Source organism: Planomonospora algeriensis (assembly GCF_977012225.1).
In genome coordinates this window covers 1-13,069 of the sequence record NZ_CDRNDK010000156.1, presented here as the reverse complement: position 1 = coordinate 13,069, position 13,069 = coordinate 1, and the positions used below count along the sequence as shown (strand labels likewise).

8 protein-coding genes and 2 pseudogenes are annotated in these 13,069 nt (G+C 72.8%); 1 reads left to right on the top strand and 9 read right to left on the bottom strand.

Features of this window, described 5'->3' with window-relative positions:
* A partial coding sequence (gene dnaG, locus ACWJ6R_RS17610; RefSeq protein ID WP_449063257.1) for a DNA primase occupies nucleotides 1–1,414 on the bottom strand: 1,414 nt, incomplete at its 3' end.
* A gap of 251 nt (nucleotides 1,415–1,665) precedes the next feature.
* Between dnaG and ACWJ6R_RS17605 the strand changes: the two genes are divergently transcribed.
* Entirely contained in the window at nucleotides 1,666–2,550 is an 885-nt protein-coding gene (locus tag ACWJ6R_RS17605; protein WP_449063258.1) for a M23 family metallopeptidase, read from the top strand.
* A gap of 105 nt (nucleotides 2,551–2,655) precedes the next feature.
* Here ACWJ6R_RS17605 and ACWJ6R_RS17600 read toward each other — a convergent pair.
* The 8 genes and pseudogenes from ACWJ6R_RS17600 to ACWJ6R_RS17565 form a co-directional block, all read right to left on the bottom strand.
* Nucleotides 2,656–3,908 (bottom strand): annotated as a pseudogene (locus ACWJ6R_RS17600) (deoxyguanosinetriphosphate triphosphohydrolase).
* 171 nt (nucleotides 3,909–4,079) lie between these two features.
* Nucleotides 4,080–6,721 (bottom strand): annotated as a pseudogene (gene ppdK, locus ACWJ6R_RS17595) (pyruvate, phosphate dikinase).
* A 355-nt stretch (nucleotides 6,722–7,076) separates the two neighbouring features.
* The gene (locus ACWJ6R_RS17590; protein WP_449063256.1) at nucleotides 7,077–8,048 is read right to left on the bottom strand and encodes an acetylxylan esterase; all 972 of its coding nucleotides are present in this window, start codon (nucleotides 8,046–8,048) and stop codon (nucleotides 7,077–7,079) included.
* A 153-nt stretch (nucleotides 8,049–8,201) separates the two neighbouring features.
* Nucleotides 8,202–9,215: a LacI family DNA-binding transcriptional regulator gene (locus ACWJ6R_RS17585; RefSeq protein ID WP_449063255.1), complete on the bottom strand. Its 1,014-nt coding sequence runs from the start codon at nucleotides 9,213–9,215 to the stop codon at nucleotides 8,202–8,204.
* A 114-nt stretch (nucleotides 9,216–9,329) separates the two neighbouring features.
* Nucleotides 9,330–10,715, bottom strand: coding sequence for a glycine--tRNA ligase (locus ACWJ6R_RS17580; protein ID WP_449063254.1), 1,386 nt, complete (start codon nucleotides 10,713–10,715; stop codon nucleotides 9,330–9,332).
* Between the two features lie 206 nt (nucleotides 10,716–10,921).
* Nucleotides 10,922–11,200, bottom strand: a complete 279-nt coding sequence (locus ACWJ6R_RS17575) for an antibiotic biosynthesis monooxygenase family protein (protein WP_449063253.1) — start codon at nucleotides 11,198–11,200, stop codon at nucleotides 10,922–10,924.
* Nucleotides 11,201–11,242: 42 nt separating this feature from the next.
* Nucleotides 11,243–11,434, bottom strand: a complete 192-nt coding sequence (locus tag ACWJ6R_RS17570) for a hypothetical protein (RefSeq protein ID WP_449063252.1) — start codon at nucleotides 11,432–11,434, stop codon at nucleotides 11,243–11,245.
* Nucleotides 11,434–12,624, bottom strand: a complete 1,191-nt coding sequence (locus tag ACWJ6R_RS17565; RefSeq protein ID WP_449063251.1) for a BtrH N-terminal domain-containing protein — start codon at nucleotides 12,622–12,624, stop codon at nucleotides 11,434–11,436. Before ACWJ6R_RS17565 ends, ACWJ6R_RS17570 begins: the two co-directional genes overlap by 1 nt.
* Nucleotides 12,625–13,069: the final 445 nt, after the last annotated feature.

Sequence of the window (13,069 nt, the reverse complement as noted above, 5' to 3'; positions counted from 1 at the left end):
TCGGCCCCCGGCCGCCCGGCCCCCCCGGCCCGCCCTCGCGCGACCTCCCCGCGGCGGCGCCCCTGGGGTCCCTGGAGTCCTTGGCGGCCATGGCCACCTCGGCGATCCGGTCCATCACGAACCGCTCGTTGTTGAAGCCGAGCCAGCGGTCCAGGTCCACTCCGTAGAGCTGGCGCAGCGCCCGGTCCCTGATGCCCGCCACGATCGGCGCGGCGGCGTCCAGCGCGGCCAGCCGCCCCTCGTTGGTGCTCATGTCGTGGCGGGAGATCACGCTGCGGATGGCGAACGCGAACAGCGGCTGCCGGCTCGCCACCAGGTCGCGGACCGCCGCGTCGCCCTTGGCGACCCGCAGGTCGCACGGGTCGAGCCCGTCGGGCTGCACGGCCACGTAGGTCTGGGTGGCGAACTTCTGCTCGTCGGCGAAGGCGCGCAGCGCCGCCTTCTGCCCGGCCGAGTCGCCGTCGAAGGTGAAGACCACCTCCCCCTGCGATCCGGTGTGGTCCAGCAGCAGCCGCCGCAGCACCTTGATGTGCTCGGCCCCGAACGCGGTGCCGCAGGTGGCCACGGCCGTCGTCACACCCGCCAGGTGGCAGGCCATCACGTCGGTGTAGCCCTCGACGATCACCGCCCGGGACTGCTTGGAGATCTCCCGCTTGGCCAGGTCGACGCCGTAGAGGACCTCGCTCTTGTGGTAGAGCGGACTCTCCGGCGTGTTGAGGTATTTGGGGCCGTCCTCGGCGTCGTTCAGCTTCCGCGCGCCGAACCCGATCACATCACCGGTGATGTCGCGGATCGGCCAGACCAGCCGCCCCCGGAACCGGTCGATCGGGCCCCGGCGCCCTTCCTTCGCCAGTCCGCCCTTGACCAGCTCGGCGGCGGTGAACCCGCGGGCCAGCAGGTGCCGGGTCAGCGCCTCCCACCCGGCAGGTGCGTATCCGACCCCGAAACGCTCGGCGTCGACCCGTTCGAAGCCGCGCTCCGACAGGAACCTCCGGCCCGGTGCGGCCTCCGGGTCGGCCAGCTTGGCCGCGTAGAACTCCGCGGCGGCCCGGTGCGCCTCGATGAGCCTGCTGCGCTCGCCCTGCTCCCGTCCGGGGACGTAGCCGCCCTGCTCGTAGCGGAGCTGGATGCCGGCCCGCTGGGCCAGCCGCTCCACGGCCTCGCCGAACGACAGGTGCTCCATCCGGCGCACGAAGGTGATGACGTCGCCGCCCTCGGAGCAGCCGAAGCAGTAGTAGTAGCCGCGGGCGGGGGTGACGTTGAAGGAGGGGCTCTTCTCCTCGTGGAAGGGGCAGAGCCCCTTCAGGTTGCCGCCGCCGGCGTTGCGGAGCTGGATGTGCTCGCCCACGACGTCGGCGATCGGTGAGCGCTCCCGCACGAGCGCGATGTCCTCATCACTGATCCGGCCTGCCACGCCGCGAGTCTAGTCCGGCGTTCCGACAGCTCCGGTGGCGCCGGTCCAGCCCCCGGACCGGCGCCGGACCGGCGCCGGACCGGTCTGCGTGCCGGCTCCGGACCGGCGCCGGACCGGCCTGCGTGCCGGAACGATGCCGGAGATCGGTGGGAAGCGACCTCAAAGCGACTTTCCCGAACCGGTCGTGGTCGATGATGAGGTCCGTTACAAAGGTAACGGCCGATTCTGGATAACTTATGCGGGTGGACATCATGAGATCGGGGCACATAACACGACTGGCCGCCGTGGCGGGCGCCGTCCTCGTCACCGGAGCGTGCGCTTCTCCGGCCGGGGTGGCGGGTGTCAGCACGGTGCCTCCGGCCTCCGCCGAACTGGTCGCGGCCCCGGACTCGGTGACCGCGACGATCCCGCCGCCGGTGGCCGACACCGGCTCCGCGACGCCCTCGCCGTCCCCGATGACCGTGCAGCCGCCCCCGGGCGACGAGCCCATCCCGGTACCCCCGCCGAAGGTCTCGGAGTTCACCTACACCTTCCCCGTGCAGGGCTGCGAGGCCACCTACCAGCGCAAGCTGCTGGTGCTGCCCAAGACCACGATCTGGGCGGGCAAGGGCTGCTCGTTCGTCTCCCCGGTGGACGGCGTGGTTCACGAGGTCAACATCAAGAACCGGTGGAAGCCCTCCACCGACCGGGGGCAGGACCGCGAGGGCCGGTTCGTCACGGTCGCCGGGGAGGACGGTGTGCTCTACCTGGGCGGCCACCTCGACTCGGTCGCGCCCGGGATCGCGCCGGGCACCCGGGTCAAGGCCGGACAGGCGCTCGGGCAGATCGGCAACTCCGGCAACGCCCGCGACACCGCCAGCAACCTCTACTTCGCCATCTCCTGGAAGACCGAGCCCTCCCTGTGGTGGGTGCGGCGCGGCATGGTCAAGCCCTGGAACTACCTGGACGCCTGGCTGGAGGGGAACCGCACCCTGTCCCCCGCGCACGAGACGCGGGCCCTCATGAAGCGCACCGGCCGGACTCCCGCGTGCGCGATCCTGTGCACGTCCAAGCCCGAGCCCACCCCCACGCCCACCAGGAAGCCGCGCAAGAAGCCGGTGGAGGAGAGCAGGCAGGTCACCACCCTGAACGGTTGACGCTCCCGCCGGAGCCCTCCCCGCCGAGCCCGCCGGAGCCCTCCCGGCCGAGCCCGGCGCGGGCCTCCCGTGCGGTCGCCCGCCGGCCCCGCCCGGGACGTCCCGTCAGCGCCCGCCCAGGCGGCGGTGCCAGGTGACCGCCGAGGTGTCGGTCAGCGACGCGATCTGGTCGACGACACGCGCAGCCGGGCGGCGTCGTCGCCCGCCCTGGCGAAGGCCGGCCGGAGCGCGGGCTCCAGGGAGTCCGGGGCGCCCCGCGCGATCAGGCGGGCCAGGTCGTGGATCAGCTCCCGCTGCCGGGCCCGGTTGGCGCTGTGGTCCTCCCGGGTGATCACGTAGTGGACGGTGACCCCCTTGAGCACCGCGCACTCCAGGCGGCTGGACCTCGGCACGACCAGTTCGGCGCCGTAGCGTCCGGGGGCCGGGCCGTACGCCTCCCGGGTGGCCACCTCGGCGGACCGGCAGAAGCGGCCGATGAGCGCGCTGGTGAGGCCCTTGAGCGCGGCGAGGCCGGACATCGAGCCGTCGACCTCGCGGGGCCAGAGCGGCGAGGCGACCAGCCGGGCGAAGACGTCCTCCAGCTCGGCGGGATCGGCCTCCGGGGCGTACCAGGCGCGGGTGGTGGCGCACACGTCGCGGCGCTCGGCCCCGTCGCGCAGCATCCCCAGGGTGACCTCCCCCGCGTGCAGGGCGTCCTCCAGGTCGTGCACCGAGTAGGCGACGTCGTCGGCCCAGTCCATGATCTGCGCCTCGAAGCTCACCCGTCCGGCAGGGGCCCCCTGCCGGATCCACTCGAAGACCGGCAGGTCGTCGTCGTAGGCGCCGTACGGCCGGCGGCCGGTGAGCCCCTCGACCGGCTCCGGCCTGCGCCAGGGGTACTTGCAGGCCGCGTCGAGGGTGGCCCGGGTCAGGTTCAGTCCGGCGCTGCGGCCGTCCTCGGTGAGGACCTTGGCCTCCAGCCGGGTCAGCAGGCGCAGGTTCTGCGCGTTGCCCTCGAAGCCGCCGCAGGAGGCGGCGACCTCGTTGAGCGCGGTCTCGCCGTTGTGCCCGAAGGGCGGGTGCCCGAGGTCGTGGGCCAGGCAGGCGGTCTCCACCAGGTCGGGGTCGCGGCCGAGCGCCTCGCCCATCTCCCGGCCGATCTGCGCGCACTCCAGGGAGTGGGTCAGCCGGGTACGGGGGATGTGCTGCCCGCTGGCCAGGGTCTCCCCGGGGCCGACCACCTGCGTCTTGGCCGCCAGGCGCCGCAGCCCGGCGCTGTGCAGCACGCGCGCGCGGTCCCGGGCGAACGGGCCTCGCTCGGGGTTGCCGGGGGGTTCCGGCACCCATCGGGCCTGATCGGACTCGTCATAGCGATGCATAAGTGCAGTGATTTTATCCCCGATAGGACCGTTCCATGCCTGACAGTCGGTAAACACTCGGGGACACTGCGGGATCCGAGGGACTTCCCTTCGCCTGCGGAAGGTCCCGCCGGGCCCGCCGCCGCCCTCTCGGCGGCCGCGGGCCCGGCTGCGGATCCGCGGCCGGTCCCGTCAGCGGGTGTCGGAACCGGCGCAGGCCAGGGCCGCGCGGCCGGCCTCAAGCCGGGCGACCGGCACGCGGAACGGCGAGCAGGACACGTAGTCCAGGCCGGCCTGGTGGCAGAAGTGGATCGAGTCGGGGTCTCCGCCGTGCTCGCCGCAGATGCCGAGCTTGAGGTCCGGGCGGGTCCTGCGGCCCTCCTCCGCGGCGATCCGCACGAGCCGGCCGACGCCGTCGCGGTCCAGGGTCTCGAACGGGGAGACGCCGAAGACGCCCAGGTCCAGGTAGCGGGAGAAGAACGCGGCCTCGACGTCGTCGCGGGAGAAGCCCCAGGTCATCTGGGTGAGGTCATTGGTGCCGAAGGAGAAGAACTCGGCGGCCTCGGCGATCTGGCCCGCGGTGAGCGCGGCGCGCGGCACCTCGATCATCGTGCCGACCGCCGCCTCGACCCCCGCCTCCGCCAGGATCCCGGCGGCCTCCTCCTTGACGCACTCCAGCTCCTGGACGGCGCCGACGAGCGGAATCATGATCTCCGCGCGGGCACCGGGCACCGCCCGGGCCGCCTCGGCGATCGCCCGGACCTGCATGGCGAACAGGCCGGGAACGACCAGGCCGAGCCGTACGCCGCGCAGGCCCAGCATGGGGTTCTGCTCGTGCAGGCGCTTGACCGCGGCCAGCAGCCTGCGGTCCTTGCCGGAGGCCCGGTCCCCCGCCAGGGCGACCTTGACCGAGAGCTCGGTGTAGTCGGGCAGGAACTCGTGCAGCGGCGGGTCGATCAGCCGGACGGTGACGGGCAGGCCGTCCATCGCCCGGAAGATCTCGGTGAAGTCCGCCCGCTGCAGCGGCTCCAGCGCGGCCAGCGCCCGCTCGCGCTCGTCGTCGCCGTCGGCCAGGACGAGGTCCTCGACCAGCTGCCGGCGGTCGCCGAGGAACATGTGCTCGGTACGGCACAGCCCGATGCCCTGGGCGCCGAACCGCCGGGCGCGGGCGGCGTCCTCGGCGTTGTCGGCGTTGGCCCGCACCGCCAGGCGGCGGGCGGCGTCGGCGTGGGACATGATCCGGTGCACGGCGGCGACCAGCTCGTCGCCGCCGACGGGGGCGCCCTCGAAGTACTCCACGACCGGGGAGGCGACCACCGGCACCTCGCCCAGGAACACCTCGCCGCTGGAGCCGTCGATGGAGATGACGTCGCCTTCGGCGACCACGACGCCGCCGGGGGCGGTGAAGCGGCGCTCGGCGGCGGAGACCTCCAGCTCCTCGGCCCCGCAGACGCAGGTCTTGCCCATGCCGCGGGCGACCACGGCGGCGTGGGAGGTCTTGCCGCCGCGCGAGGTGAGCACCCCCTGGGCGGCGATCATCCCGGACAGGTCGTCGGGGTTGGTCTCCCGGCGGACCAGGATGACGGCCTCGCCCGCCGCGGCGAGCTCGACGGCCCGCTCGGAGGAGAAGACGACCTTGCCGACGGCCGCGCCCGGGGAGGCGTTCATCCCCTTGGTGATCCTCTTCTTGTCCGCGCCGCCGTCGAAGCGGGGGAACATGAGCTGGGCGAGCTGGTCGCCGGTGACGCGGGTGACCGCCTCGTCGAGGTCGATCAGGCCCTGGTCGGCCAGCTGCACGGCGATGCGGAACGCGGCCGCGGCCGTCCGCTTGCCCACCCGGGTCTGGAGCATCCACAGCTTCCCGCGCTCGACCGTGAACTCGATGTCGCACAGGTCGCGGTAGTGGTTCTCCAGCTTCTCCATGATCCGCATGAGCTCGTCGTAGGAGTCCTTGTCGATGGTCTCCAGCTGCTGCAGGGGCATGGTGTTGCGGATGCCGGCCACCACGTCCTCCCCCTGGGCGTTCTGCAGGTAGTCGCCGTAGACGCCCTGCTGGCCGCTGCCGGGGTCGCGGGTGAAGGCCACGCCGGTGCCCGAGTCCATGCCGCAGTTGCCGAAGACCATCGAGCAGACGTTGACGGCGGTGCCCAGGTCGGCCGGGATGCGCTCCTGGCGGCGGTAGAGCGCGCGCGCGGGGCGTTCCACGACGCGAAGACGGCCTCGACGGCCATCCGCATCTGCCGGTAGGGGTCGGCGGGGAAGTCCTCGCCGGTCTCGGCGCGGACGATCTCCTTGTAGGTCTCGACCAGGCGCTGGAAGTCCTCGGCCTGCAGGTCCAGGTCGCTGCGGCCGGCCTTGAGCCGCTCCAGGGCCCCGTCGAACAGCTCGCCGTCGATGCCCTGGACGGTCTTGCCGAACATCTGGATCAGGCGGCGGTAGGAGTCCCAGGCGAAGCGTTCGTTCCCGCCGGCCTGCTTGGCCAGGCCGCGCACCGACTCGTCGTTCAGCCCGATGTTGAGGACGGTCTCCATCATGCCCGGCATGGAGAACTTGGCGCCGGAGCGCACGCTCACCAGCAGTGGGTCGTCGGACTGGCCCAGGCGGCGGCCCATCCGCCGCTCCAGCGCGGCCAGGTGGAGGGCGACCTCCTCCTCCAGGCCGTCGGGGAGCGAGCCTCCGGCCAGGAAGGCGCGGCACGCCTCGGTGGTGATCGTGAAGCCGGGAGGGACCGGTAGCCCGAGATTGGTCATCTCGGCCAGGTTGGCCCCCTTACCGCCGAGCAGATCCTTGAGATCCTTGTTGCCCTCGGTGAAGTCGTATACGTACTTGGGCACGGCTGCTCCTTCTACGGCTTCAAATGACGCGCTCTTCGCCTTAGTCGGGACTCTACCGATGAAGAGGCAAATGAAACGCCACCCTTACCCGCGAAGCACATCTATGCAGCTCAACGCCCACATGCCGGTCTAATCCAATTAAAATCGGCAACATTTTCCACGTGATATCGGTCACCCGTGGAATTGGTATAAACCAATTGGTGTAAACCAATTCCCGATCGTTCTCCGCGGTTCGCCCGCGTTCACCGCGCTCTCGCCGGCCCCCGCCGGCCCGGCGGGAGCGCACAACGAATACGGGGTACGGCGCGCACGCCGTACCCCGCACTTCCTCACTCGCGCCCGGACCGGCCGGGCCTCACCCGCCGAGGGCCGCCCGCAGGAACGCGGCCTGCTCCATGGCGTGGGCGGACTCGCCGCCCTCATGGCCGTTGTACGGGTACACCCGCATCTCCTTCGGCCCCGCGTAGTGGTTGTGGGCGGCGAAGACCGTGGAGGGCGGGGTGATGCCGTCGCGCAGGCCCACCGAGAACAGCGCCGGGGTGGCGGAGCGGGCCGCGAAGTTGACCCCGTCGAAGTACGACAGGGTCGTGAAGACCTCCTCCACCCGGTCCTTGAAGACCCGGCAGTAGACGGCCAGCTCGGCGTAGGGGTTCTCGTCCGTGATCTGCACGGCGTGCCGGATGTGGCACATGAACGGCACGCTGATCAGCGCGCAGGCGAGGTCCGGCACCAGGGCGGAGACCGCCAGCGCGATGGCGCCGCCCTGGCTGCCGCCCGACACCGCGATCCTGCCGGCGTCCACCGCCGGATGGCTCCTGGCCGCCTCCACCGCCCGGACGGCGTCGGTGTAGAGCCGCCGGTAGTAGTAGTCGTCCGGGTCGTGGACGCCCTTGGTCATCACACCGGGGGTCTGCGGGCCCGTGCCCGGTTCCGGGTCGGCGGTGTCGCCGCGCCGCCAGCCGCCCGCCCCCTGGCCCCGCGAGTCCATCACGAACACCGCCCAGCCGAACGACGGCCACAGCAGCCAGTCGATCGGCAGGCCCCGGCCTCCCCCGTAGCCGATGTACTCCACCACGCACGGCACCGGGCCCTGTGCCCCGCGCGGCACGAGCAGCCAGCCCTTGATCGCATGCCCGCCGTACCCGGCGTAGGTCACGTCGTACACGTCGGCCACCGTCAGCGCGCTCGGGTGCGGGGTGAACACCGCTCCGAGGTCGTGCTTGCGGGCCTCGGTCAGCGTACGGTCCCAGAACGCGTCGAAGTCGGCGGGCTCCGGCCGTTCCGGCAGGTAGGCGCGCAACTGGTCCAGCGGCATGTCGACGAACATCGTCAGCTCCTTGTCAGGTGAGGGGAGGCGGACAGGATCCCGCTCCGGCGCGGACGCGGTCAACCGGCGGCGGGCCGCCCGATTGCTCCGCGGACGGCGCGGTGCCTCCCGGACCCGGCGTCCCCGGTGGCCGGGTGCCGCGGACTCCCCCGCTCACTCCGCGGGCGGCGCGGTGCTCCCCCGGACCACCAGCCGGGGCGTCGCGTCCCGGCACGAGCCGACCTCGGCTCCCGCCACGAGGTCGAGCAGGCTCTGCGCGGCCCGCGCGCCGAAGGCGGCGATGTCCCGGCTCACCGCGGTCAGGTGCGGGCGGGTCAGCCGGCACAGTGCGGAGTCGTCCCACGCCACCACCGACAGCCGCTCCGGCACGGCGATCCCGGCGTCCTGGGCGGCCGCCGTGCCCGCCACCGCCATGACGTCGTTGTCGTAGACGACCGCCGTGGGCCGGTGGCGGGAACGCAGCAGCCGCAGGGTCGCGTCCGCTCCCGCGTCGGCGCCGTAGTCGGTGTGCACGGTGACGCTCTCCATGCCGCGCGCGGCGGCCGCCGCCTCCATCGCGCGGGTCCTGACGACCGTGTGCCGCAGCACCTCCGGGCCGGCCACCCGGGCGATCCTGCGGTGCCCCAGCGCTCCCAGGTGCTCCACCGCCGACTCGATCGCCCCGGCGTCGTCGCTCCAGACGGCCGGCAGCCGGCCGGCCCCCTCGGGACCGCCGACGACGACGGCGGGCATCCCCAGTTCCTCCAGGACCGCGACCCGCGGGTCGTCCACCCGCAGGTCCACCAGGATCACCCCGGCCACCCGGCGCTGCGCCCACCAGCGGCGGTAGACCGCGATCTCCGTCTCCGGGTCCTCGGTCATCTGCAGCAGCAGGCCCACCGAGGCCGCCGAGAGCGCCGCCTCGATCCCGGAGACCAGTTGCATGAAGAACGGTTCGAGCCCCAGCGTGCGGGCCGGGCGGGCCACGACGAGGCCCAGCACGTCGGCCCTGCCCTCCGAGAGCGCGCGGGCGACGCTGCTCGGCTGCCAGCCGAGCTCGGTGGCGATCGCCAGGATCCGGCCCCGGGTCTCCGCCGACACGCCGGGACGGCCGTTCAGCGCGAACGAGACGGCCCCCTTCGAGACCCCCGCGCGGCGGGCGATGTCATCGATCGTGGGTCGCTTCACCGCATCACCTGCCGGGTTCGCCGGTTCGTCTTCCACGGGGACCGCCGGCCGCTCCCCCGGGCGCGTACGGCTCCCGTCCGAAGGGGCGGGAGCCGTACGCCACGAGCGGCGGGATCAGTCGTTGAGGTGCTGGCGGAGGTAGGAGTCGACCTGGTCGAGGGCGACCCGCTCCTGGGCCATGGAGTCCCGCTCGCGGATGGTCACCGCGTGGTCGTCCAGGGTGTCGAAGTCGACGGTGACGCAGAACGGCGTGCCGATCTCGTCCTGGCGGCGGTAGCGGCGGCCGATGGCGCCCGCGTCGTCGAACTCGACGTTCCAGCGGCGGCGCAGCTCGGCGGCCAGGTCCTTGGCCTTCGGCGACAGGTCGGCGTTGCGCGACAGCGGGAGCACCGCGACCTTGACCGGTGCGAGCCGGTGGTCGAGGCGCATGACCGTGCGCTTCTCCATGACGCCCTTGGCGTTGGGCGCCTCGTCCTCGGTGTAGGCGTCGATGAGGAAGGTGAGCGTCGCGCGGTCGACGCCGGCGGCCGGCTCGATCACGTACGGCACGTAGCGCTCGCCCGTGTCCTGCTCGAAGAAGCTCAGGTCGGTGCCGGAGGCCTTGCCGTGCGCGGTCAGGTCGAAGTCCGTGCGGTTGGCGATGCCCTCCAGCTCGCCCCACTCGCTTCCGGTGAAGTTGAAGCGGTACTCCACGTCGACGGTGCGCTTGGAGTAGTGGGACAGCTTCTCCTGCGGGTGCTCGTAGAGCCGCAGGTTGTCCTTGCTGATGCCCAGGTCGACGTACCAGCGGAAGCGCTCGTCGATCCAGTACTGGTGCCACTCCTCGTCGGTGCCGGGCTTGACGAAGAACTCCATCTCCATCTGCTCGAACTCGCGCGTGCGGAAGATGAAGTTGCCGGGGGTGATCTCGTTCCGGAACGACTTGCCGATCTGGCCGATGCCGAACGGGATCTTCCTGCGCGCCGACTGCTGCACGTTGAGGTAGTTGATGAAGATGCCCTGCGCGGTCTCCGGGCGCAGGTAGGCCAGGCCCGACTCGTCCTCGACCGCGCCGAGGTAGGTCTTCAGCAGGCCGCTGAACTGCTTGGGCGCGGTGAAGGCGCCCTTGTTGCCGCAGTTCGGGCAGGTGATGTCGGCCAGGCCGCCGGCCGCCGGCTTGCCGTGTTTCTCGGCGTACGCCTCTTCGAGGTGGTCGGCGCGGTAGCGCTTGTGGCAGGACTGGCACTCGGTCAGCGGGTCGGTGAAGGTCTCCACATGGCCGCTGGCCTGCCACACCTCGCGGGCGAGGATGACGCACGAGTCGAGGCCGACGACGTCCTCCCGGCCCTGGACCATGGACTTCCACCACTGCCGCTTGACGTTGTTCTTGAGCTCCACGCCCAGCGGACCGTAGTCCCACGACGCGCGCAGGCCTCCGTAGATCTCACTGGAGGGGTAGACGAGCCCACGTCGCTTCGAGAGGCTGACGATGGTGTCCATGATGTCCGTACGGCGTGACATAAGGGAAAATCTCCATCCGGCTGGAGGTCGGCGAGGAATTGACTGGGCTCCCAGCTTAGGGGAGCGGAGAGCGGCCGGGCGCGCACATCGCACCCGGCCCGTGTCCGCCGCTCCCCGCGCCGGCCCCGGTGCGTCCTCCGGCGGCCGGTCGGGCGGTGCGGGGCGCCGGGGCCGTCCGCGGCGCTCCGGCCGGGCCGGGCGGCGCGTCAACCGCGTTCGACGTCCTCGAAGGCGCTCGGCTCGTTGATCATCAGCGTCATCAGCGGGTACATCGCCATCCGCGCCGCGCCGAGGGCCCGCCGGTAGAACCCCGCCCCCTCCCACTCGCTGACCAGCGCCCACAGGTCCGGTTCGTCCACCGATCTGGCCACGCGGCCGCGCACGTAGCCCGGCTGCGCGGCCAGCGTGTCCACGATGTCGTGCGCCTGGGTCAAGAACTCCCCGGTGCGCGCGGGCGGCACCGAGTAGCGGATGAGAGCGAGCATCCGCCCAGCATGCCAGAGGACCCCGCCCTCACCGCGGGGACCTCATCCCCGGCCCGGCTGCCGGAGCAGGTCCCGCAGGGCCGCGACCGCCTCGCTCTCCGCCCGGTGGATCCCGGCGAGGCGCGTGCTCAGCTCGGCGAAGAGGGCCTCGTGGTCCTCGACCGGCGAGGCCCGGTCCACCGCGGCCCGCAGCTCCCGCAGCTCCGCGGCTCCGTCCACCGCGTCCTGCGGCATCACCGCTCCCGCTCCCCCCCGCGGTCGCCCGCGGGTCCTCCCCCCGCGGCCGTCCCCGCGTCCGCTCCCGAGCCGCCGCCCGCCGTGCCCTCCGCCAGCAGCGACTCGCGGATCCGGGCGGTGAGCGCGCGCATGCGGGCGAACTCCGGGACGTCGAGCGGGAAGGCCGCCTCGGCCAGGCCGTGCCAGAGCCCGTGGATCCGGCGGAACTCCTCCGCCAGGTCCGCGAGCGGCAGGTCCAGCAGCGCGCCGGCCTCCTCCAGCCCGTCGGCGAACAGGTCGCGGAGGTTGCCGCCGTCCGTGCCGACGGGTTCCACGCCCTCCCACATCGACAGCAGGGCCCCCGCCAGCCCGCGCCCGTCGGCGAACACCTTCGGCCAGCCCTTGGCGTTGCGGCGGTCGACCATCATCCGCGACCACTTGCGCCAGGCCGGGAGCGAGAACGACTCGGAGGCCGCGCTCAGGTGCTCGGCGGCGTCGCGCAGCCCCTCCAGCGCGGCCCAGGCCAGCCGCTCGGCGTCGATCCCGGCGGGACCGTCGGGGTCCAGGACGTGCATGACGTTCTGGTAGGACGACACGCGGGCCCGGGCGGCGTCCATCCGCGTCCGCGGCACCCTGATCGGGGCCGTTCCCCGGTCGTCGACGAGCACGTCCTCACCGTCGCTCCGGTAGACGACCACCGGGTGCCCGCCGTACCCGTCCAGGCTCTCCGGGAGACCCCAGTAGCCGACGTGGTAGCGGTCGGGCAGCACGATGCAGGGCCGCCCGGCGTCCAGTTCCCCGGCGAGCCGGGCGGCCGCGCCCTTGGTCCCCGAGGTGGTGTGCGCGGTGAAGCCGACGCCGAGCCGGTCCAGGGTCTTGGCCGTCCAGCGGTCGTGGTACTGCCACTGGTTGCGGAAGCCGAGCGTGAGGTGGCGGCTGTCGTCGTGCTTGAACTCCCACAGGATGTACCCGGCGCCGATGCCGCCTCCGGCGAGGAAGACCATCGGCTCGCTGACGGCGACGCCCTGGTTGGCGAGGACCGCGGCGATGGCCGCGCTGCCCGGGTGGCGTCCGCCGTGGAAGGTCCAGGCGCCGTCGGTCACGGGCTCGGGCCGGTCGACGACATGCCGGCGGGCGGCGGTGTAGCTCTCGCCGGTCTTGGCCATCCGCGCCCGGATCCGGATCTTGAGCTGCTTCTTGCTGGTCATGCTGGCTCCGCTCGCGGCGCACGGCCACCCGCAGCCCACGCCTGCCGGTCGGCCCGCCGCGACGTCGGTCGGCGCACGAGACCTGCGGCCTCCCGAGGCGCATGAGTCCCCTTTGCCTCCGTGGAGCACGGGCGGCGTGGGTGCCCGATCGAGGAGGTTCGGCGGGGGAGTCCGCCGCCGCCGAGTCTACGTACGGTCCGCCCTCGGTCACAAGCGGGACGACCCGGGTCGCGGCGGGCACGGCGGGTGCGGCCCGGGACGACCCGGTTCACATGCGGGCCGCGTACGGGCCGCGGAGGGCACGGCGGAGTCCGGCGGGGAGTCCGGCGGAACGCCCCTCGCCGGAGCGTGCCGCGCGGGAGGCCCCGGCGTTAGGCTCTGGCCGTGGCCGACAAGAGCAGCTCCGACCGTCCCGGTTCCGGGCGCCGCGCACCTCTCGCCGCCG

Excerpts from the sequence above, each read along its gene's own strand:
- ACWJ6R_RS17605 (WP_449063258.1), top strand. The coding sequence starts at position 1,666 with ATGAGATCGGGGCACATAACACGACTGGCCGCCGTGGCGGGCGCCGTC.
- ACWJ6R_RS17590 (WP_449063256.1), bottom strand. The coding sequence starts at position 8,048 with ATGTTCGTCGACATGCCGCTGGACCAGTTGCGCGCCTACCTGCCGGAA.
- ACWJ6R_RS17580 (WP_449063254.1), bottom strand. The coding sequence starts at position 10,715 with ATGTCACGCCGTACGGACATCATGGACACCATCGTCAGCCTCTCGAAG.
- ACWJ6R_RS17575 (WP_449063253.1), bottom strand. The coding sequence starts at position 11,200 with ATGCTCGCTCTCATCCGCTACTCGGTGCCGCCCGCGCGCACCGGGGAG.
- ACWJ6R_RS17570 (WP_449063252.1), bottom strand. The coding sequence starts at position 11,434 with ATGCCGCAGGACGCGGTGGACGGAGCCGCGGAGCTGCGGGAGCTGCGG.
- ACWJ6R_RS17565 (WP_449063251.1), bottom strand. The coding sequence starts at position 12,624 with ATGACCAGCAAGAAGCAGCTCAAGATCCGGATCCGGGCGCGGATGGCC.